Annotated in this window: 9 protein-coding genes and 1 tRNA gene; 8 read left to right on the top strand and 2 right to left on the bottom strand. The window is 39.8% G+C overall.

All coding sequences use genetic code 11. From position 1 onward, the window contains the following. The first annotated feature begins 53 nt into the window (after positions 1-53). The 8 genes from LK994_RS12800 (at position 54) to LK994_RS12765 (ending at position 13,648) form a co-directional block, all read left to right on the top strand. A tRNA-Pro gene (locus LK994_RS12800) sits at positions 54-127 on the top strand. Between the two features lie 165 nt (positions 128-292). Then, complete coding sequence (locus tag LK994_RS12795) at positions 293-658, top strand: cupredoxin domain-containing protein (protein ID WP_229760483.1); 366 nt, start codon at positions 293-295, stop codon at positions 656-658. A 96-nt stretch (positions 659-754) separates the two neighbouring features. Further along, the gene (locus LK994_RS12790) at positions 755-1,360 is read left to right on the top strand and encodes an RNA polymerase sigma factor (protein WP_229760482.1); all 606 of its coding nucleotides are present in this window, start codon (positions 755-757) and stop codon (positions 1,358-1,360) included. Then, complete coding sequence (locus tag LK994_RS12785; protein ID WP_229760481.1) at positions 1,341-2,678, top strand: PorT family protein; 1,338 nt, start codon at positions 1,341-1,343, stop codon at positions 2,676-2,678. Before LK994_RS12790 ends, LK994_RS12785 begins: the two co-directional genes overlap by 20 nt. A 434-nt stretch (positions 2,679-3,112) precedes the next feature. Continuing rightward, positions 3,113-3,544 (top strand): hypothetical protein, encoded by a 432-nt coding sequence (locus LK994_RS12780; RefSeq protein WP_229760480.1) that lies wholly within the window; start codon positions 3,113-3,115, stop codon positions 3,542-3,544. A gap of 70 nt (positions 3,545-3,614) precedes the next feature. After that, positions 3,615-11,327: an SdrD B-like domain-containing protein gene (locus LK994_RS12775; protein WP_229760479.1), complete on the top strand. Its 7,713-nt coding sequence runs from the start codon at positions 3,615-3,617 to the stop codon at positions 11,325-11,327. A gap of 248 nt (positions 11,328-11,575) precedes the next feature. After that, the gene (locus LK994_RS12770) at positions 11,576-12,034 is read left to right on the top strand and encodes a hypothetical protein (RefSeq protein WP_229760478.1); all 459 of its coding nucleotides are present in this window, start codon (positions 11,576-11,578) and stop codon (positions 12,032-12,034) included. A gap of 30 nt (positions 12,035-12,064) precedes the next feature. Then, positions 12,065-13,648, top strand: a complete 1,584-nt coding sequence (locus LK994_RS12765) for a T9SS type A sorting domain-containing protein (RefSeq protein ID WP_229760477.1) — start codon at positions 12,065-12,067, stop codon at positions 13,646-13,648. 73 nt (positions 13,649-13,721) lie between these two features. On the opposite strand, the gene LK994_RS12760 is transcribed toward LK994_RS12765, so the two are convergent. Together LK994_RS12760 and LK994_RS12755 are read right to left on the bottom strand one after the other, a co-directional pair. Beyond that, a complete protein-coding gene (locus LK994_RS12760) occupies positions 13,722-14,753 on the bottom strand; it encodes a PorP/SprF family type IX secretion system membrane protein (RefSeq protein WP_229760476.1) in 1,032 nt (343 codons plus the stop codon). A gap of 41 nt (positions 14,754-14,794) precedes the next feature. After that, positions 14,795-22,330 (bottom strand): PKD domain-containing protein, encoded by a 7,536-nt coding sequence (locus tag LK994_RS12755; protein WP_229760475.1) that lies wholly within the window; start codon positions 22,328-22,330, stop codon positions 14,795-14,797. Between the last annotated feature and the right edge of the window lie 144 nt (positions 22,331-22,474).

The following is a 22,474-nucleotide window of genomic DNA, read 5'->3' as shown; positions in this document are numbered from 1 at the left end:
TGTTTTTTGAATTTTTGAATTCGATTTATTGGTTAATTTTGCGCCCATATTTTCGGGTAGTAGCGCAGCCCGGTAGCGCACACGTCTGGGGGGCGTGGGGTCGCAAGTTCGAATCTTGTCTACCCGACAAAATCGCTTAATGGTAATCTTTATGGATTACCATTTTTTGTATCCCCAAGGGCTACTTTAGTAAGTTGCCCGGTAAGATGGTAGTTATTGTAAATGTTTTGAGAAAAGGCAACCATTATTCAAATAATCACGATTATAATAGTAAACCTATAAATTATTTTCTATGAAAAAGATTCATTTTATATCGATCTTACTATTGTTAAGCGCAGTAACTATTATAAATTTTGGTTGTAAAAAGGATTCAACTACCACTACTGTTCCCACGGGAGGGGGACCTACAGAGGATGTGTCTATTTCGGGATCAGCCTTTAGTCCTTCTGTATTAACGATATCTAAAGGAACTACGGTTACCTGGGAAAATCATGATGCGATGAGCCATACCGTAACTTCCGATGATGGTACAAGTTTTAATTCAGGAACGCTAGGTACACACGGAACCTTTTCATTTAAATTTAATACCGCCGGCACTTATAATTATCATTGTTCCTTTCACAGTTCAATGACAGCAAGTGTTGTAGTAAATCCATAAATCCATTATTAAATTGAAAATATGCAGAGGGAATTTATTTAATATATTAGTTTTTAAAGAAATATAATTTTAAACATTATTTTAGTATAAGTATAAATGCTAAAAAAGCTCTACACCTTGCAAGCAGACCGATCGCTTACAGATATTGTACAAGGTTGCATCGAAGCAAAAAAGGATTGCCAGAAGGAATTTTATAAAATGTTCTACGGCTTTTCAATGGCCATTTGTATGCGTTATTGCTCTAATAATGAAAATGCGATGGAAGTGGTGAATGATGGGTTTCTTAAAATTTTTCGTCAGCTACATAATTTTACTCCTGTACATGCAAATTTCGAAAAGTCTTTACGAGGCTGGATGAAAACTATTTTCATTAATACTTCCATCGATCACTTTAGAAGGAATCGTTCAGATAAGTATGTAAGTGAAATAACAGAGAATGAATCTGAGAATGTTGCTTCAGACGAGGATTCAATTAATAAACTTAGTTACAAAGAGCTACTTGAAACGGTTCAAAAACTAAGCCCTATTTATCGAGCTGTTTTTAACCTGCATGTTATAGACGGACTTAAACATGAAGAGATTGCCCGTCAATTGAATATTTCTGTAGGTACATCAAAATCGAATTTATTTAAAGCAAGAATCAGTATTCAAAAATTGCTTAAAAAACAAGATCAGAATTTTTATGAAAGAAAAGTCGGTTGATCATATTGAAAATAAAATGAGAGAGGCTGCTGAAAATTATCAGCCGGTTTTCGATGAAGAGAACTGGGGGAGAATGGAGCAGTTGCTTGATAAAGATAACAGGAGACGAAGACCTTTTGTGTGGTTTATTTTAGCCGGTGCATTCTTAGTGCTGGGCGGAGGCTATTTTTTATATACTGCACAAGTTCCTGCAGCGGTAGAATTGCCGCAGGCTTCTCTTTCAGTGAATGAAAAAAAACAAAATGATCTGCAAAATAACACAGATAAAAAATCAGCAGATAAAGAAAATGTTGTTGCTGATAAAATTATACCGGACATTTTACCCAATAAAAAAGATCAAGATAAAATAACTACTACTACTACTACTACTACTACTACTAAGTTTCCGAACAGATTGGTAAGTGCTGGTAAGTATAAAATGACAGTAAATAAAAATGTGCCGGATGATTACGATAATCCTACAGCAAATCCCGACACCCAAAAAAATGCTAATGATCTAAGTGTTAGTGTAACAGCTGCCGCTACAGATAAAAAAGATGATGAGGGCAATGTTGATCAAAATAATATTTCGGTAAATGATGCGCTATCTATTACATCTGTGCAAAACGATATTTCTCCCGCTTTAAACATACAATCCAAAAAGAAAGAAAAACCAGCAGATACAGCTTTGGCGAAAACGGCTGCTACAAAACCAAAGATTGAATCTAAAAAGGCAAGGTCTTCATTTTATTTATTTGCTTCTATAGGTCCGGACCAATGTGGTGTAAGTTCTTTTACATCTTCGGATCCGACAATATTGCCTAAATATAGTATCGGGGGTGGCTATCAGCTCAATAAAAAATTTAGTATTCAGACAGGGTTTAATTTTATGCCTAAAAAATACATAGCTCTTCCCGGTGATTATAAAGCTAAGCCTGGCACTTATTGGGCCAATGCATATGTTCAAAAAGTAAAAGCAGACTGTTATGTTTTTGAAATACCATTGGCGGTAAGGTATAATATTGTACAAAATTCCAAAAGGATATTTTATGCTACAACGGGTTTGTCTTCTTTCATTATGAAAAGAGAAGATTACAGTTATTATTATACAAGAGGTTCATCTAGTTATGAAGTGTACCAATCAATTTCGGGGAATAAAAATCTTTTTTCTGTATTTACCTTATCAGTTGGATTAGAGAAGAAAACAAGTTCAGTCTTCTCATTTTTTGCTGAGCCTAATATGACCATGCCCTTGTCGGGCATAGGTGAGGGGAGTATAAAATTGTATTCGTTAGGTGTGCAAATCGGGGCAAAATATATGTTTTCCAAGAAAAAATAGATCTGTTTATTCTCTCAATATATAAGAGTGGGGCTTTGCTATTTCATCATGTATAAATTGATCGGTCGGTTGCAAGTTCATGCTACAGTCGCTAATGATCAAATGACTTAGGTCATAAAAAAAAATTTTGAATTATAAATAATTTCACTATTTTAGATTCCTGATTTAAAACAAACTATCCGATTTACTCCTCTCGAAAGACTCATCTATAGTTTGACATCCTCTGAATAATTCATTCATACTTACCATTTTTTTATCCATTCCCGTTGAAGCTCCCTCCAATTGCCGGTTGCAGAACCATTTCAAGATTTAAGCAAATCTTTAGTTTTTATATACCTCCGTCCCCCATTGAAGCGCTCTCCAATTCCTGGTTGTAGGACCAGTTCATTATTATTTCAACTGTTTTGTAAAAACAAAACTCAAAAACGCTTTTTATGAGAACGATCACCAACCCTTGCGATCCTCTACCATCAGGTAATGTAGGAAAATTTTTGTGCAGCATCAAAGCGATCATGGTGTTGCTTTTTTTTACGTTTCTATTCATCAATACAGCAGTTGCTCAGCAGCCTTCCTGTAATATAACAGGGCCTTTAAGAGCAAAATCTAATAACGGGGGCGGCAATGATGTTGCTATTGTGGCGGAAGTTTTTAATACAACTCCCAAAACTGTTTATTCCTGGTCGTTCAAAAACAATTCATCGAATGCCGTTATAACATCCGGGAATGGAACCTCTACGCTTCATGTTAAATCTGGTAGTCAAACGGGAAGTTTTACGGTTGTACTTACTGTAACTAATCCTGCACAGGATGGACAAGAAAGTTCTTCCTGTTCCTGTAGTAAATCAGTTACTGTAATAGAGCGCTAAACCTATCTTTTTTATATAGTATTTCAATTTTTATATTTTCTACTAAACATACTCTACTAAACATACAGCTATGAAAGTTTCAACTAACTGCAACGAACAAACTAATACAAATGCTTTTTATCGGTTGTGTAAAAAGTTTTACAGCAATATTAAAGTTGCTGTATTATTATTTTCGTTTGCTGCTATTGCCGCTATGGGTGCAAATGCTCAGCAACCTGCCCCATCCTGTAATTTAACCGGGCCATTAAAAGCCTGTTTAAACGGAGGTAATTTTGTCATTACTGCTAATATTGATTTCAGTACTGCAAACCCTCAACTAGTTTACAGTTTTCCTACCAATACTGCAGGTGCCTTCATCGTTTCGACGGGGCCTTTTATTTATGATCCTTTGAATGATGCAGGAACACAACAAATTACTATCAATCCGGGAGTTACTACCGGACAGATCAATTTACAATTAGACGTAACTACTGTGGGAGGAACTTGTGAGTGTAGTAAGTCTATTACCATAGTAAATGTAAGTGTAAATACAAGTTATACGCCTATAGTGTGTTATGGAGGAACCTCAACATTAACAGCTACAGCTACCGGGTTTGGATCAGCTTCTTATAAATTTACGTTGAATCCCGGCAATGTAGTTGTAGGACCACAACTGAGTCCTATTGCTAATTTCCCTAATCTTCCAGCTGGCATTTATACTGTTACTGTTTTAGATAATAACGGATGTACAGCTCAATCAATAAAAGAAATTACTCAGCCTCCACTTAATCCGGTAGTGCCTAATTGTCCTATTAATGTGGTTATGCCGATTTGTGCAACTCAGCAGCAGATCGATCAGGCATTTAGTGACTGGCTGAATTCATTTAGTTTTAGTGGCGGTACTAATGCCTCTTCCAGTAGATCACCTTTGAATCCTACAGCTCCACCGCTTTGTGGAGGAACGACAGAAGTTACCTGGACTATAACAAGTACCTGTGAACCACCTGTTGTTTGCACAAGGACTTTTACAGTACAAGCATCGCCACCATTAGTGGTGAATTGCCCTCCACCTGTGAACTTACCGGCATGTACAAGTGCAGCGGATATCCTGATTGCATACAATGCATGGAAAGCAGGCTTTAGTGTGAGTGGAGGTTGTAGCCCAACCAGCAATATTGCAAATATACCTGCGTTGACAGACCTCACCTGCGGAGGAACACTCAACTTTACCTTAATGGCTGATAACGCACCGAATACCTGTCCGTCTCATAAAGAATGTGGTTCAAGCTTTACGGTGGCAGCACCGCCACCATTAGTGGTGAATTGTCCTCCACCAGTGAACTTACCGGCATGTACCAGTGCAACAGATATTCTGGTCGCATACAATGCATGGAAAGCAGGCTTTAGTGTGAGCGGTGGTTGTAGCCCAACCAGCAATATTGCCAATATACCGGCATTAACTAATCTTACCTGCGGAGGTACGCTCAACTTTACGTTGATAGCAGATAACGCACCAAATACCTGCCCATCACATAAAGAATGTGGTTCAAGCTTTACAGTGGCAGCGCCACCACCATTAGTGGTAAATTGCCCTCCACCAGTGAACTTACCGGCATGTACCAGTGCAGTAGATATTTTAGCGGCATACAATATATGGAAAGCAGGTTTCAGCGTTAGTGGTGGTTGCAGCCCAACCAGCAATATTGCCAATATACCGGCATTAACTAATCTTACTTGCGGAGGTACGCTCAACTTTACGTTGATTGCTGATAATGGAGCAGGATATTGTGTATCACATAAAGAATGTGGCTCAAGCTTTACAGTGGCAGCACCACCACCATTAGTGGTAAATTGCCCTCCACCAGTGAACTTACCTGCATGTACCAGCGCAGCTGACATCCTGGTTGCATACAATGCATGGAAGGCAGGCTTTAGCGTAAGTGGAGGTTGTAGTCCAACCAGTAATATTGCCAATATACCTGCATTGACAGACTTGACCTGCGGAGGCACACTCAACTTTACGCTGATAGCTGATAATGGAGCAGGATATTGTGTATCACATAAAGAATGTGGCTCAAGCTTTGCGGTGGCAGCACCGCCACCATTAGTGGTAAATTGTCCTCCACCTGTAAACTTACCTGCATGTACAAACGCAGCAGCTATTCTTGCGGCATACAATATATGGAAAGCAGGCTTTAGCGTAAGTGGAGGTTGTAGCCCAACCAGTAACATTGCCAATATACCTGCATTGCCAGATTTAACCTGTGGCGGTACTTTCAACTTTACGTTGATAGCAGATAATGCACCAAATACCTGCCCATCACATAAAGAATGTGGCTCAAGCTTTACAGTGGCAGCACCACCACCATTAGTGGTAAATTGCCCTCCACCTGTAAACTTACCAGCATGTACAAGTGCAGCTGATATTTTAACAGCGTACAATGCATGGAAAGCAGGCTTTAGCGTGAGCGGAGGTTGTAGCCCAATCAGTAATATTGCTAACATACCGGGCTTATCTGATCTTACCTGCGGAGGAACACTCAACTTTACGTTGATAGCAGATAATGCACCAGGTACTTGTATATCTCATAAAGAATGTGGCTCAAGCTTTACAGTGGCAGCACCACCACCATTAGTGGTGAATTGTCCTCCACCAGTGAACTTGCCTGCATGTACCAGTGCGGCAGATATTCTGATTGCATACAATGCATGGAAGGCAGGCTTTAGTGTAAGTGGCGGCTGTAGCCCAACCAGCAACATTGCCAATATACCTGCATTGCCAAACCTAACCTGTGGCGGCACTTTCAACTTTACATTGATTGCGGATAATGCACCAGGTACTTGCCCATCTCATAAAGAATGTGGCTCAAGCTTTACAGTGGCAGCACCACCACCATTAGTGGTGAATTGTCCTCCACCAGTGAACTTACCTGCATGTACAAACGCAGCCGATATCTTAACTGCATACAATGCATGGAAAGCAGGTTTTAGTGTAAGCGGCGGTTGTAGTCCAATCAGTAATATTGCCAATATACCGGGCTTATCTGATCTTACCTGCGGAGGTACAATCAACTTTACATTGATAGCAGATAATGCACCAGGTACTTGTATATCACATAAAGAATGTGGCTCAAGCTTTACAGTGGCAGCACCACCACCATTAGTGGTGAATTGTCCTCCACCAGTGAACTTACCTGCATGTACAAACGCAGCTGATATCTTAACAGCATACAATGCATGGAAGGCAGGCTTTAGCGTAAGTGGCGGCTGTAGCCCAACCAGTAACATTGCCAATATACCTGCATTGCCAAACTTAACCTGTGGCGGTACTTTCAACTTTACGTTGATGGCTGATAACGGAGCAGGATATTGTGTATCACATAAAGAATGTGGCTCAAGCTTTACAGTGGCAGCACCACCACCATTAGTGGTAAATTGTCCTCCACCAGTGAACTTACCTGCATGTACAAACGCAGTCGATATCTTAACAGCATACAATGCATGGAAAGCGGGCTTTAGCGTGAGCGGTGGTTGTAGCCCAATCAGTAATATTGCTAACATACCGGGCTTATCTGATCTTACCTGCGGAGGAACAATCAACTTTACGTTGATAGCAGATAACGCACCAGGCACTTGTATATCTCATAAAGAATGTGGTTCAAGCTTTACAGTGGCAGCACCACCACCATTAGTGGTGAATTGTCCTCCACCAGTGAACTTGCCTGCATGTACCAGTGCAGCTGATATCTTAACTGCATACAATGCATGGAAAGCAGGCTTTAGCGTAAGTGGTGGTTGTAGCCCAACCAGTAACATTGCTAATATACCGGGCTTACCAGATCTTACCTGCGGAGGCTCAATCAACTTTACGTTGATAGCAGATAATGCACCAGGTACTTGTATATCACATAAAGAATGTGGTTCAAGCTTCAGTGTGGCTGTACCACCGGTTTTGGTGGTGAATTGTCCTGCTCCGGTAAATTTACCTGCATGTACAAGTCCTGCTGATATCTTAACAGCATACAATGCATGGAAAGCCGGCTTTAGCGTAAGTGGTGGTTGTAGTCCAACCAGCAACTTAGGTGATATACCAAATCTGGGCAACATTGCTTGCGGTGGTACGATCAATTTCACATTAATGGCGAATAATGGTCAAGGCTATTGTGTATCACATAAAGAATGTGGCTCAAGCTTTAGTGTAGCACAGGCTCCACCTGTGACATTGACTTGTCCTCAAAATGTTATTGAAGCAGGAGGTCAGTCTCAGGCTGTTATTGATCAATTGTATGCAGATTGGTTAAAAACAGTTGTATTTGGCGGTGGATGTAATGCACAACTTTCTGATGATAGTCCGGGAGCTCCAAATGCATGTGGTGGAGTAAGTACAGTTACATTTACGGTTAAGAGTAATTGTGAAGTTGATAAGAAATGTACCGCTACATTTACTGTGACCTCATGTGTCAATCTGGGTGATTTTGTGTGGTACGATAAAGACAATGATGGAGTTCAGGAAGCCGGAGAACCTGGTATAAATAATGTAACAGTAAATCTGTACACAGATAATAATAGCGATAATATTCCTGATGGACCAGCAATTACTTCTACCACAACCAACGCCAGTGGTAAGTATTCATTCAGTGGTTTACCAGAAGGAAAATACATTGTAGGTGTAGTTACACCAACAGGTTATGCTGTGGGTGCTACTACTGCAACAAGTACAGATCCTAACAATGATAACAATACCGATAATAACGGAGTTAATGTTGTAGGCACAGAAGTATTCAGTAATTATGTAACACTTACTGCCGGAGGAGAACCAACAACAGATGGTGACGGTGCGAATGGAAATTTGACTGTTGACTTTGGTTTTGATCTTGGATCAATTGGTGATTTTGTTTGGCAAGATACCAATGGTGATGGTTTGCAGGATGTTGGAGAACCAGGCATACCAGGTGTAACTGTTGAATTGTATACGTCAGTTGGAGGATCTCCGGGTTCATTAATTGGTTCTACAACTACAGATGGTACAGGTCATTACTTATTCCCTGATCTGCCTGCAGGTACGTATTGTGTTAAATTTATCAATTCTTCAACACCTTCTCCAGATAATCAGGGTAGCGATAATATGGACAGCGATCCTATAAATGGAATAGTTTGTGATATTGTATTAACTCCAGGAGAAGATGACCTAACCATTGATGCAGGCTTTACTAAACAAGAAATCTGTTATGAAAGCTGTACAGGTAATGGGGCAGTAGGAGCTATTCAAACAATAGACAACGGTAATGGTACTGTTACCATACGTACTACATTTGCTAAAACCTTTGTAGATAATACTTATGGAACAAATGCCATAGGATGGCCAGGTGGACATACTTTCAATCAATTAGTAGGTTCAGATCATTTACAATTGGCTATCTATGATGTTAATGATGTGAAGAAGATGGAATTCAAATTGGATTACATCACAGCAGCAGCTGTTCCATCAGGCTATAAAAACTTAGGAGTAACAGGTGGAGAAGGAAGTATGTTATTGGGTAGTGCAAGCGATATAGTAAGTACAATGACATCTATTGATGTGAATTTAAACACTTATGGTTATGTGCTTACCACCAATTCACCAGCAACCAATGCGTCATACACTCCTAATCCTAGTTATCCAAACTGGATATATGATGTTTGGTATGAAGTAACAGTGAAGAAGAGCGCATTCCCTGCAGGATTTGGTTATCCATTGATTGCAGCAATACACGCCAGCCCAAGTAAAACAGGTAACAACACAGAATGTGTTCAACCTTGTCAACCGCTGACTGTTGAAGCTTTGGGTAGTGATGGTCCTTGTAACACGGTATGCAAAGGCTCTATCTCTGTAACAGCCTCTCATGGTAAGGCTCCTTATACTTACACATGGTCAGATGGTCCAAGTACAGACCAAAACAGGTTTAACTTATGTCCTGGTAGCTATACTGTAACAGTACATGACAATAATGGTGGTGCAGCTTCTGCAACTGTAGTTATAAATCCATCACCATCAGTTTGTCCTCCAGAGATCTGCTATGAAAGTTGCACCGGTAACAGCAGTGTAGGTGCTATTCAAACTGTAGATAATGGAAATGGAACTACTACCATACGTACCACATTTGCTAAAACCTTTGTAGATAATACATATGGTACAAATGCTATCGGATGGCCTAATGGTCATACATTCAGTAATCTGGTTGGTTCAGATCATCTGCAACTTGCTTTGTATGATGGTAATAATGTGAAAAAGATGGAGTTCAAGTTGGATTATATTACAGCAGCAGCAGTTCCATCAGGCTATAAAAATTTAGGAGTAACCGGAGGAGAAGGAAGTATGTTATTGGGTAGTGCAAGTGATGTAGTAAGTACAATGACATCTCTGGATGTGAATTTCAACACCTATGGTTATGTGCTTACCACCAATTCACCTGCAACCAATGCAGCATACGCACCTAATCCTACTTATCCAAACTGGATATATGATGTTTGGTATGAAGTAACGGTGAAGAATAGTGCTTTTGGTGCGGCAGGATTTGGTAAACCATTGATTGCTGCGATACATGCTAGTCCAAGTAAGACAGGTAACAATACAGAATGTGTACAACCATGTCAACCGTTAGCTGTGGCTGCAGTAGGTAGTAATGGTCCTTGCAACTCTGTTTGTAAAGGTTCTATTACCGTAACACCATCGCATGGTAAAGCACCTTATAGTTTCACATGGTCAGATGGACCAAGTACAGCTCAAAACAGGTCTAATCTTTGTCCTGGCACATATACTGTTACAGTACAAGATGCACTTGGTGCTACAGCATCGTCAACGGTGGTTATAGTTCCAGCTCAAACAGGCGCTTGCGATATTTGCTATGCAAGTTGTACAGGTAAAACTGCTGTTGGTGCTAAACAAACAATTACAGACAATGGAAATGGTACAACAACCATTCGTACCACATTTGCTAAAACGTTTGTAGATAATACCTACGGAACTAATGCTATCGGATGGCCAGGTAAAGGACATAAATTCAAAGACCTGGTAGGTTCAGATCATTTACAACTTGCATTGTATGATGCCAACAATGTGAAGAAGATGGAATTCAAGATCGATTATATTTCCGCAGCGGCAGTTCCATCAGGCTATAAAACACTGGGTGTGACCGGAGGTGAAGGTAAAATGCTATTAGGAAGTGCAAGTGATGTGGTAGGAGCACTTACATCGTTGGATGTGAATTTGAACACCTACGGTTATGTTCTCATTACCAATTCACCTGCAACTAATGCAGCTTACGCACCTAATGCTACTTATCCAAACTGGATATATGATGTTTGGTATGAAGTAACGGTTAAGAATAGTGCTTTTGGTCCGGCAGGATTTGGTAAACCAATGATCACTTCAGTACACGCTAGTCCAAGTAAAACAGGATCTAACTCAGAATGTGTAGTTGTTGCTCCTTGTCCACCTGTTATTATCAGTAGCAGGCCGATCAATAATTCAATTCCAACTACTAAGGTGGTGGATATGAAAATGGAAAGACAATTTGAAGTGTATCCTAATCCGGCTTCTAATACTGTGAATATGTCTTTTGTTCCGGACAATACAGGTAATTCAACTGTTTCATTATACAATGTTGATGGAAAACTAGTATCCACAATATATAGTGAAACTACCTTGTCAGGAAAGATGTACTTTAAAAAATTCAGTATTAGTCATCTGTTGCCTGGTGTGTATTTGATCAAACTACAAAATGGCAAATTCACTCAAACTAAAAAACTAACAATAGTCAGATAGGAAGAAAAAAGCATCCTTTCTCTCTGATGAGTTTCAAAAGGCTGTCCGTAAGGGCAGCCTTTTTTGTTGCCATAATAAATAATGCCTCTCAGTGAAATAATGTGATGTGTGAATGATACAACTTATAGATATAGTTGTGTAACACTTATCAAAACTATTTAAGTGACCTTTGGAAGGGATGAGAAGATGAAATTAAATTGGTTTCTCATTGTGGAAATTACACACGCCAAGGGGCACAATTTTGTTGTATGAAAAATTTATTACAGATCTTAGTTCATTTATTTTTTTTTATGTTCATTGCAACACTATCAGTCGTTGCACAAAAGAAGATGATCATTCTTCCAGCAGTATTTAATAGCTATCCTTCAATAATAAATTGTACATCAGCAGAGCTAAATAATTTCTTTTCGATCCAGAAAGGGGGAGATGTAAATATTTCCTTTAATAATTTATTGAGATCAAAAGGTAGTGTTATAAGTAATCAAAAAAAATATATCAATCTGCAAACAATTGTTGTCAGATTACCAGAATTTAATAATGCTGTATTCTCTTTATCTAAACGCATAGATAAGAATAGGAATGTTATTTATTCTGGGAGGATCATCAATCAGCTTAATTCTGACGGATATGAATTAAAACATAACAGTGATAATTCATATCAGTTCACCAAGTTCGCTCTTGCTGATATTTTATCAGATTGTAATTGATGATAAGTTAAGTAAATAGAATTATATATCATGAAAAAACCAATTATATGCTTGCTATTAGTAATAGCATTGTTTACTTCGGAGTGTGGGTTTGGTCAGCCAAAACTAAACAGTCTTCCCTCCGCACCGTCTACTATCTATCTTGACTTTGATGGGCAAATTGTCAACAGTGGAGTTTGGAACAGCGGCGTGTCATTTACCTGTTTGGCGGCAACATTATCTGAGAGTCAGATCATAGAGATCTTTGATAGAGTTTCTGAAGATTACCGTCCTTTTCAAATAAATATTACAACAGATGAAACGGTTTTTTTAGCAGCTCCTTTAGAACAGAGGATCAGGGTTATAATAACGCCTACCAGCGGCTGGTATTCATTAGTTGGAGGTGTTGCCTACATTGGATCATTTACCTGGGGAGATGATACCCCCTGTTTTGTCTTTAGCAAAAATCTGGGAAATGTTTCAAAAACGATAGCTGAATGTTGTTCTCACGAAAGTGGTCATTCTCTTGGATTGCTTCATCAATCTACTTATGATTCATTTTGCAATTTATCTTCAACGCTTAATGCAGGATCAGGGGAGGGAGAATCTGCCTGGACACCAATAATGGGTATTAGTTACAATAGAAATATGAGCACTTGGAGTAATGGAACTACTCCATATGATTGTAGCTATTTACAGGATAACCTTAATACCATCACGAGTTACAATGGCTTTTCATACAGAGAAGATGATTTTGCGAATGATTTAAATACAGATATGGTAACCAGAAATTATACAGCTATAAATATTGATGGAGTAATTAGTGCTGCATCAGATAAAGATGCATTCAAAATTAATTTATCCTCTGCCGGTAGTTTTCATGTAGCGATCAATCCATATAGCATTGGCGCAAATAATGAGGGCGCTAATTTGGACTGTAAAGTAGAATTATATAATGCATCCAAAATCCTCTTACGAAAGTATGATCCTGTAGCTACTATGGATGTTGTCATTGATACTTTTTTAGCTGTCGGAGATTATTATTTAATTGTAAGTGGTACAGGCAATGCTAATACAAATAATTATGGAAGTTTAGGGGCTTATAAAATTATCGGGTTTGGACAAATTATTTTACCAGTTCATGATGTAGTTTTAATCGGTACCCAAAAGAATGGTATTTGTCGTTTGAGTTGGAGTATCCGTTCAGAAGTTCCCGTTAAAAAAATTGTTGTTGAAGTTTCTGCTGATGGGATTTCTTTTAACAGTATAAAGACCTCTTCGTTACCAATAGATCAATTTGATTATACACCTTATGCAGCAAATAATATTTACTATCGAACAAAGGTGCTTTCTGTTGATGATCAGACAACTTATTCAAATACCGTAATGCTGAGAGGAACGAATAAGACAGGGAAAACATTTACTGTTTCAACATTGGTACAAAATAATATTTCTATAAATGCTACCGCGGATTATCTGTTTCAATTGGTTGATATATCCGGGAAAATATTACTTAAAGGAAGAGGAGTAAAAGGGTTGAATACGTTGAACATAAGTAAACAATCTGCAGGAATATATATACTACAATTGATCAACAATAATGAGCGGCAAACAGAACGGGTAGTTAAGCAGTAAGTTGAATAACCCAATAAAATCAAAAGAGCCGGAAAATATTTTCCGGCTCTTTTGATTGATCAAAACAAATATGTTACCATTCGCATCTAGGACAAATTTCTTTGAATCGGTTACCCAATAAGAATCCTACTATAATTTCATGAGTATTTCCTTGGTACGCTCTTAATCTTGAACTGTTGGCAAAATCATAAGAGTAACCAATGTTAAAAGTATTACTAACATTCACTCCGGCCATGGCAGCAAAACCACCTAATTTATCAGTATACCGATAGCTTGCACCAAACCAAAGCCTTTCTTCATATTGTAATTTCATATTGGCATGAATTTGTATCGGTTCGGGGCTTATCCATTGTACCATTGCAGATGGTAAGAAGGTCAGATCACCTTCAAGCGGAATTCGATATCCACCAGATACGAAGAAGTGCGGTGCATATGAAATGCCGTATTTATCACTCTTTACAAATTTTGCTTTGCCTGGAACAACATTCAATACAGAAGCTCCAATAAAATAGTCTTGTGAATACAACCAAAGACCGGCTCCAATTTCAGGCATACCTTTTTTTAATTCACCGCTACTATATCCAATAGCAGGATCATTAGGATCAAGAGTAGCCCAATTTATTTTTGATCTGTCTAATGTTACATTTGAATATCCTGCCTGAAATCCTAATGATAAGGTTGTTTTAGCATTTATCCCCTTATGATAGGCATAGGATCCTGAAATGGTAAACCTGCTGATATAGCCTGTTTTATCATTTACTACACTTAAACCTACTCCATGGTGATTCGGCGATGTAACATTTTCTTCATACCAATCATTACCTACGGAATTATTTCCGGCAGGACGAAATGAAGTAGGGGTGGTTTTGTAATCCTGTTTACCAATAGGACCATGAAGGGTAAGGTACATTGTTTGCGGAGCGCCGGGAATGTTTGTCCATTGATTCCGGTAGCTAAGCTTTAAATCAGTATAGTTTTCAATCCCTGTTAATGCAGGATTAAGAATATAAGGATTAAGAGCATATTGAGTATAATAAGGCTTCTGCTGAGCAGTTGCACTTATTGTAAACAATGCCAAAACAATTATCATTTTTAACTTATTCATATAGAAAGTTATTTTCTTTTTAGAATTAATTCCTTCATTTTTTATTTTATGATAGTAACATATCCGACCTTAGGTTCCACCATTCCATTCAATTCGATGATGTAATAATAAGTACCGAACGGTAATGGTTTTCCTTTGTAGGTACCATCCCATCCAAGCGGATTGTATTTTTTGGTTTCATAAACGATCTGTCCATACCTGTTGAACACCTGAACTTTTTGTATCGGGAAAGACGGCAGTTCTTCGATAACCCAGTTATCATTGATACCATCATTATTAGGAGTAAATGTATTAGGCACTCCAAAGTCCTTCAATACTTTTACCGCTACACTGCTGTCAGCTTCACAACCATCCTTAGAGGTTACTGTAAGTGTATAGGTGATATCAGCCGCAGGGGTAGATATCGGCGCTTTAATATTATCAGCATCCAGGTAAGTAGCCGGATCCCACAGGTAGGTTTGTATATTACCGGTGATGGTAGGATTGAGTTTGATCTTATCTCCCAGCATTACCGCTTTGGTAGCATCCATTTTAATGGTAGGGGTAGCGTACACAAATACAGATTGGGAAGCTTTGCTTACACAACCGTTGGTAGCAGTATCGGTATAAGTGATCAGGTGATTGCCTGGTCCTGCAAGGGCAGGGAAGAAGCTACCGGCACTGTCCGTAATTCCTTCACCACTGAAGAAAGCAGTACGTATCGGCAGGTTATTGGCATCTTGCGGCACATCGATCTGTATGGTATCTTTTTCTTCACAGATACCGGGTATTGCATTAAATGTTAAGCTAGGCGAAGCCAATAGCGCAATTGTTCTTGCCGAGTCTTTATAACATCCTGAAGCAGAGTAAGCCCTGATCACCACTTCATAGTTTTGATCAGCAGATAGATCAGGATATTTGTGCGTATAGGTGCCACCGGTAGCCGGTGCATTGTCTACTGTTTTGTTGGTAGCATCAGATACCCCATTCCAGAAGATCTCGATCTTACTAACGGTACCAAATCCGTTTGGCACAGACTGGTCGATAAGTGTAACCGGAGAGCTGCTGCACAGGTTAGCACTGTTGATGATGCTGTCACTTGCGATCGGCGCACTGGTAGCGGTTACATCAACGGCAGCACCTGTAGTGGTACATCCTTTATCTGAGGTAGCCGTAAGCGTTACCTTGTAGATATTGCCTGCAATATAGTTGTGCGGAGTAGAAGCTACCCCTGTTACAGCAGGAGTGCCATCACCAAAATTCCAGCTCCAGTCAGTTACCGATCCGCTGGTAATAGTGCTGGCATCAGTAAATATTGGTTGAATAGTTGGTAAACAGATATCAGTTACTGTAAACAAAGGAACAGGATTAGGATAGACATCAACGGTTAATCTGAATGTATCACTGATACAGCCTTTGCTGTCTCTGATCACCAGGGTGGCCGGATAGCTTCCGCCTGTTGCATAGGTATGTTTAACAGCCGCAGCAGTGGTTTGTTTTAATTTGTTTCCGTCGCCAAAGTTCCAGTTCCATTCAGTAATGGTGGCCCCGGTGGTAGTGGTGGCAGACCCGTCAGTGAATGCCACTTCTTTACCGGCACATCCTACTGCCACCTGGGTAAAGGAAGCTGTAGGTAAACTGTTAACGGTAACGGTCTTGTTAGCTGTATCCGAGATACAACCTACAGCAGAAACGATATAATGACGAATGGTCTTATCACCCGGCACACTCCATGCGGCTACGGTATCTTTTTTAGATAATGTACCAAAGCTGCCTGTTCCGAGGTCCCAATACCAATCTGCTGCAGTGCTGGCTGCTGCCGAACCGGTACTGCTGAATGAAGCATTGCTGTTCAGGCAGGCTTCTGCAGGAGCGGCGGTGAAAGTAGCTTTAGGCTGAGCATAAATGGTATTCAATATTTTAGGGGTAGCGGTATTGTTACAACCGTTCACACTGGTAGTGGTAAGTTTAACCGTATACGGCCCAACCCCGGTATAACTGTGTTGTATAGACGCTAGTCCGAAGCTGGTATCTTTTTTAGTACCGTCGCCAAAATCCCAGCTGTTCACAAACCCTGCTTCTGTACCATCAGCGATGGTAGAGGTGTTGGTGAAAGTAGCAATACCAGCCGGTAAACAGATATTAGCAACAGGCAAAGTAAAGCTTGAAGCCGGCGTAGCACTGATGGTGAATGTTACACTTGCTCTGTTAGCAGAATCCTGGCAACCTTTAGAAGATTCTACCCAAAGTGTGGCAGTGTAAGGTCCTGTGCCGCTGTAAGTATGCGATACAGTAGCATTATTGCCATCATCCCGGGCACCATCTCCAAACACCCAGTGGCGTTTTGTAATGGTACCTACAGCAGCAGTTGATTTATCAGTAAAGGTTACTTTTTTGATACTGCAATCAATGTCTTTATCAAACAGGTTAACCGGTAATGGATTAACCGTGATCGATTTAGAAACAGTATCCGATACACAACCTACTTTAGACACAAGATAGTGTTTGATCGTTTGGGTACCATCGGTGGCCCATGCCGCTACGGTATCTTTTTTAGAAAGCGTACCATAGTTATCCGTACCATCAAAACTCCAGTACCACATATCCGGAGCGCTTCCTGCAGCAGTACCTGTACTGCTGAGTGCCGCTTTAGCGTTCACACAAACTTCTGCCGGAGGAGTAAAGCTTGCTTTAGGTTGTGTAAAGATGGTATTGACTATTTTAGGTGTGGCAGTGCTGGTACAACCGAATTTACTGGTGGTAACCAGTTTAACGGTGTATGGCCCTGCGCCTGTATAGGTATGTTGTATAGATGCCAGTCCGGTGCTGGTAGCAGCAGGAGAGCCGTCACCAAAATCCCATGCATTGGTAAACTCAGCTTCCGTACCATCCGTAATGGTAGAGGTGTTGGCAAAAGTAGCCACGGCATTAGGTAAACAGATATTACCCGGTAAGCTAAAGCTTGAAACCGGCGAAGCAGCGATACTGAAAGTAACGGTTGCTTTGTTAGCAGAATCCTGGCAGCCGTTGGATGTTTCTACCCAAAGGGTAGCGGTGTAAGGTCCTGTTCCTGAGTAGGAATGTGTAGGAGATACTACGTTATTATCATCCCGTGTGCCATCACCAAAGTTCCAGTGACGTTTTACGATCGTACCTGCAGCAGTAGTTGATTTATCCGTAAAGGTTACTTTTTTATTGGTACAGTCTACGTCTTTATCGAAGAGATTGATTGGTAATGCCAGTACTGTTACTTTAAGTTTGTACACAGCTGAAGGACATCCTCCTGATGATTTTACGGTAAGTGATACTTCATACTCACCCGACGTTGCATATTTATGTGCAGCACGTGCTGTATTATCATCAAGAACAGGAGAGCCGTCTCCGAAATTCCAGCTGCGGATATCTATAGTGCCTATTGTAATTGTACTTTGGTCAGTGAAAATGATTGAATCACCCAAACAAGCTGTGGTTGCAGCAAATTTTGCAACTGGAGTTGCTTCAACAGTAACTGAATCAATATAAGTATCTAAACATCCCTGGTTAGTTGTTACGGTCAGTTTTACCCCAAATTTACCCGCCGTAGTATATGTATGTGTTTGTACGGTAGGAGATGTTTGAGAAACTACAGGTGAACCATCACCAAAATTCCACTCCCATTTATTTGGAGTTCCTGAAGTACCTGTTGCAGAGGTGTTATCAGTAAAATTATAGGAACCATTTTGACAAATAGCTGTAACAGGATCTTTTGTAAATTCTGCTTTTAATCCACCACCAAAGTCAACTTCAGTTTCGTATTCAGAATTACAGCCAATAGAGTTAACAGTTGTTAATTTTATTTTATAATAAGTACCTGAAGCTAAATTATAGGTATGCGTTCCCGGGTCTGCAATCGAGGATGTTGTTCCATCACCAAAATCCCATGTTGTTTTAGTGATATTGGTATTTGCCATAGCAGTAGTAAAATTATCTATGGTAACCGTAGGGCTTCCACAAGCTGCTTTTGGTTCAAAATAGGCATTATCACGTCCTACAACAACAATGATCTTTTGTCTGTCTTCACCAGGGCAATCACTTTTAAAGGTACCGTAAGCAATCACCGTGAAGTTATATACGGCCAGATCACTGAATTGATATTTTACCGGAGAAGAATAGACATAGAAAGTACGACCATCTTCAGCGATTATTGTTCCATCATATTTTGCCGTACCGCCCTGAACAGGTCCGGTTGCGGTTGTATTAGGAGTAATTCTTGGATCTCCGCCTGGAACCCAATCAATTTTCGTTACCTGTGAAGGATTATATGGTAAAGCGATCTTCAACGTTACCGGATTCTCTTTACAGGTTCTTACTACAGTACTGGAAGTATCACTACCATTGGGGTTGTCTGTAAATTTAATAGAAGATAAGTTTTTAATTAAAGTACCTGCATTATAACCATAGCTTTCGCCATCTCCCATACCATAAGCTATTGCATTGAAGGTATAATTAGAAGATATTGTATGTGCCTTTAATGCGGCAACTTTGAATTTAGCAAAATAATAATTAGGATCCTGTGGATGTGGTTTAAATGCGTCCTTTAAGAATACCAAGGAAGATCCAAATGCAACAGTAACTGCAGATCCTGTATCAACTTTGGTAGTTACATTATTAAAATCAATTCCGTCGATTGAAAAGCTTTTATTGTCAATTGCAGCTTTTTCAATAATTACATTAATGTAATTACCATTAGAGCCTCCGCCAGCTTTTTTTATACCGGCAGAATAAACAGTTACTTTATTGATAGCCTGTTGCACAGGGCTAAGGATGATCATTTCCGGATCTCCGTTTCCGGGATTACCTACAGATGCTGTTTTACATGATCCCTGAATAATGAATTGGGTAACATTGATCGGCTTATCACTACTGATATCCAATGGGACATTTGAATCAAATTGATAATAAAGTCCGTTAACAAGTGTGCCTTTATTTATTGAAGCAGGTTTTACGGTTACAACAGTTGTAGGGTCTTGTACAACCACACGATAATAGTTGTATTCCATATTTTTTGTAGGAACAGTCAAATATTTGGTTCCCCAGGCTACTGTAGGGAACATTTGCTGTACAAGGTGATCGGACCCATCTGTACCACAAGATGAACTCGATACAGGTTTTACCAATACACGACCGTTACCACCAAATACTGCGATCTTTTTATCACAAGAGGTTTGAACAGTAGTACCGGTAAGATCTAATCCGGTAGATCCACTTATAAAGCCCATGGCATTGAATATTTCACCTTTATTTAAGGTGATGGCATCGGTATAAGTTACTCCCTTTTTGTATAAAACCTGAGGAGGGGTATGTCCTTCATTGAAAACAGTACCATTGCCAGCCTGATCTTTTTGGCCAACGATATAAGCCAAAATATCGTTACTTGGAGTAAACGTTAGTTTGGTATTATCTTCACTTGCGATTACAAAAAAGAATGAGTTAGGATTACTATTATTTGATGTTCCTCCATAAGCCTGAACAGTGTAAGATGAATTCCAGGTATTAGTAGGGAAGAGCATAGCAGCTGCTGCTGAATTACCTGTAGTCCAGGTATGCATCCATACAGAAACCGGGGCTCCCGTACTCACAATATGAATACCTCTATTAGTAACACCTGTGAAATATAAACGGGCATCCGGCATATTAGTAGGGTTCATCTCATCGTTGGGATCTCCGGTTGGGAAACCTTTTACTTCCTTAAAGCTATTTGGTCCGATTGTAAATGTTTGTGGTGTAAATCCGGCAGCCCCTAGTCCGGGCATATCAACAGTTACATCAGCAGATTGATCGCCTGTAGCAATATAAAGAGCCATAATTGCCTCTCCCGGATCTCCGGCCTGCTGCTTCATTTTTTCCTGATATGCAAATCCGGTCCAAAATTCTGTACCACGATTTGATACATCTTCAGGAGCCTGGGTGATACTTCCGGATAGTTTAACAACATCTGCATCAACAGGGCTGACTCCTCCTCCTGAATGAGTAATAGTAAGGGCTGTATTATACCCCCAGCTTCCATATGCAGTTGTTGGAAGCTGAACATAAATTGGTGTTGATGCTAATTTGCCCCCGGTATAATTAATCGTTATGCTGCTGGCAAAACCTGCTCCTGCAGATGTCGAAACTTTAAAGGGAGCAGGACATGTAATGGTAATGGTACCACTGGCAGGACTTAACGTTTTACCGGTTAAAATATAGCTTACAGTAATAGGGCTTGAACCAAAGAAATTAGATCCAAAATCAATTACGCCTGGTATTGCAGTTAATACCGGCACCGGAGGTCCTGTAGTAATACAACTGTCTGCACTATAGCCATAGCCCTGGCTATTTTTTGCATAGGCTCTAAAGCAATATTTTGTTGAAGGATTTAATCCTTTAAGTATATCTGTAAACGAAAGGCCACCTGAGCCTTCAATTACTTTCCCAGTATTAGAAGTAACAGTGGGGCTACCTCCTGTATTCCAAACAAATCCTTTTTCTGTTACAAATAAACCACCACTATCCGGAACAGATCCGGTTGCATTGATTTTATTTGAGTATACATTATTGATCACCAATTTGGCCGTTGGTACATTTACTGCATTGGTTGTAAAAGTTTTTACACTTCCGAAACGAACAGAATTATCTAAACCTATAACATAGGCTTCTGTGTAGTATGTTGTTAAAGGAGATAAAATTCCTATAGTATCTTTAAAAGTAGCCAGATCAGAAGGATGGCTATATGTTTTTGTAATAAGGGCTGTATCTGCTGCTGCATTAGTAAGAGGCGAGGTGCTCCATATAATTCCACTGGCAAGCAGCGGTAATGTTCCTGGTGTAACTGTACCGGTAACGACTGCATTCGTAATTCCAGGCACTGCATTATCTGTAGTAACTGATGGCGCTGTACCGGTAGGAGCAGTTACTATAATATCATCAATGTAAGTGCTACTGCCTCCATAATTAAAGAACCCTACACGTACAGGACCTGTCAGATCTGAAGAGTTAGGGAAATTTGAATAGGCAATACTGTATGAAGTCATTACAGGGTTAGCAGGAAAAGAAGTTGTAAAGTTTCCAAATGCAGAAGGGTAAGGATTAGAACTTGAATAACTAGGTTGAGCCACATTAGGATCGGTTGCAAGACCCACAGTCATCGGCGTGCCTAACTGAGCCCAAAAAGTTACACTGGCAACAGCTGAAGACGTGACAGGAGTTATGATATATCCACTTGAACTTAGTTTTGGAGCATAAGTCGCTGAATGAACTTTGCCCAATTTGGTATCGGAGTTTGTACAAACCTTCGAATACCACCATACACCGGAGTTTGGATTGGTATTGATTACAGTTGTAGTTGAAGAGCTGGCTGTATAGTAAGTCATTGTACTACTGGCCGAAGTCTTTGTAATAGAAATTTGTCCACTGGTGCTTCCGCCAGGTCCTGTTCCAACTCCCGTTCTCCAATCCGGTTCTTCAAAACCTTCATTAAAGATCTGAGCATGCAAACTACTGCTAGCAAAACCGAACGATAAGACTAATAATAAAGCCTTTAAGTAAGTCTTTACAGAAAATTGTAAAATAGATTTTTTCATACTGCAACGTTAAGAATTCAATACAATTAATATGGGTCAATAAAAGAGAAGCGAAATTATCGCTTTTTTATAGTAATTATGATGCCAATCCGATATGTTTCGCAGCCTGCAGCATTATTTTCTACGCAAACGTTCCCGAATTTA

The organism is Ferruginibacter lapsinanis (assembly GCF_020783315.1).
In the GTDB taxonomy this organism is placed as follows: Bacteria; Bacteroidota; Bacteroidia; order Chitinophagales; family Chitinophagaceae; genus Ferruginibacter; species Ferruginibacter lapsinanis.
This window is presented reverse-complemented; position numbering and strand designations above follow the sequence as displayed.

Bases quoted from the DNA above. Each gene is read 5' to 3' on its own strand.
- LK994_RS12795 (WP_229760483.1), top strand. From the start codon at position 293: ATGAAAAAGATTCATTTTATATCGATCTTACTATTGTTAAGCGCAGTA.
- LK994_RS12790 (WP_229760482.1), top strand. From the start codon at position 755: ATGCTAAAAAAGCTCTACACCTTGCAAGCAGACCGATCGCTTACAGAT.
- LK994_RS12785 (WP_229760481.1), top strand. From the start codon at position 1,341: ATGAAAGAAAAGTCGGTTGATCATATTGAAAATAAAATGAGAGAGGCT.
- LK994_RS12780 (WP_229760480.1), top strand. From the start codon at position 3,113: ATGAGAACGATCACCAACCCTTGCGATCCTCTACCATCAGGTAATGTA.
- LK994_RS12775 (WP_229760479.1), top strand. From the start codon at position 3,615: ATGAAAGTTTCAACTAACTGCAACGAACAAACTAATACAAATGCTTTT.
- LK994_RS12770 (WP_229760478.1), top strand. From the start codon at position 11,576: ATGAAAAATTTATTACAGATCTTAGTTCATTTATTTTTTTTTATGTTC.
- LK994_RS12765 (WP_229760477.1), top strand. From the start codon at position 12,065: ATGAAAAAACCAATTATATGCTTGCTATTAGTAATAGCATTGTTTACT.
- LK994_RS12760 (WP_229760476.1), bottom strand. From the start codon at position 14,753: ATGAATAAGTTAAAAATGATAATTGTTTTGGCATTGTTTACAATAAGT.
- LK994_RS12755 (WP_229760475.1), bottom strand. From the start codon at position 22,330: ATGAAAAAATCTATTTTACAATTTTCTGTAAAGACTTACTTAAAGGCT.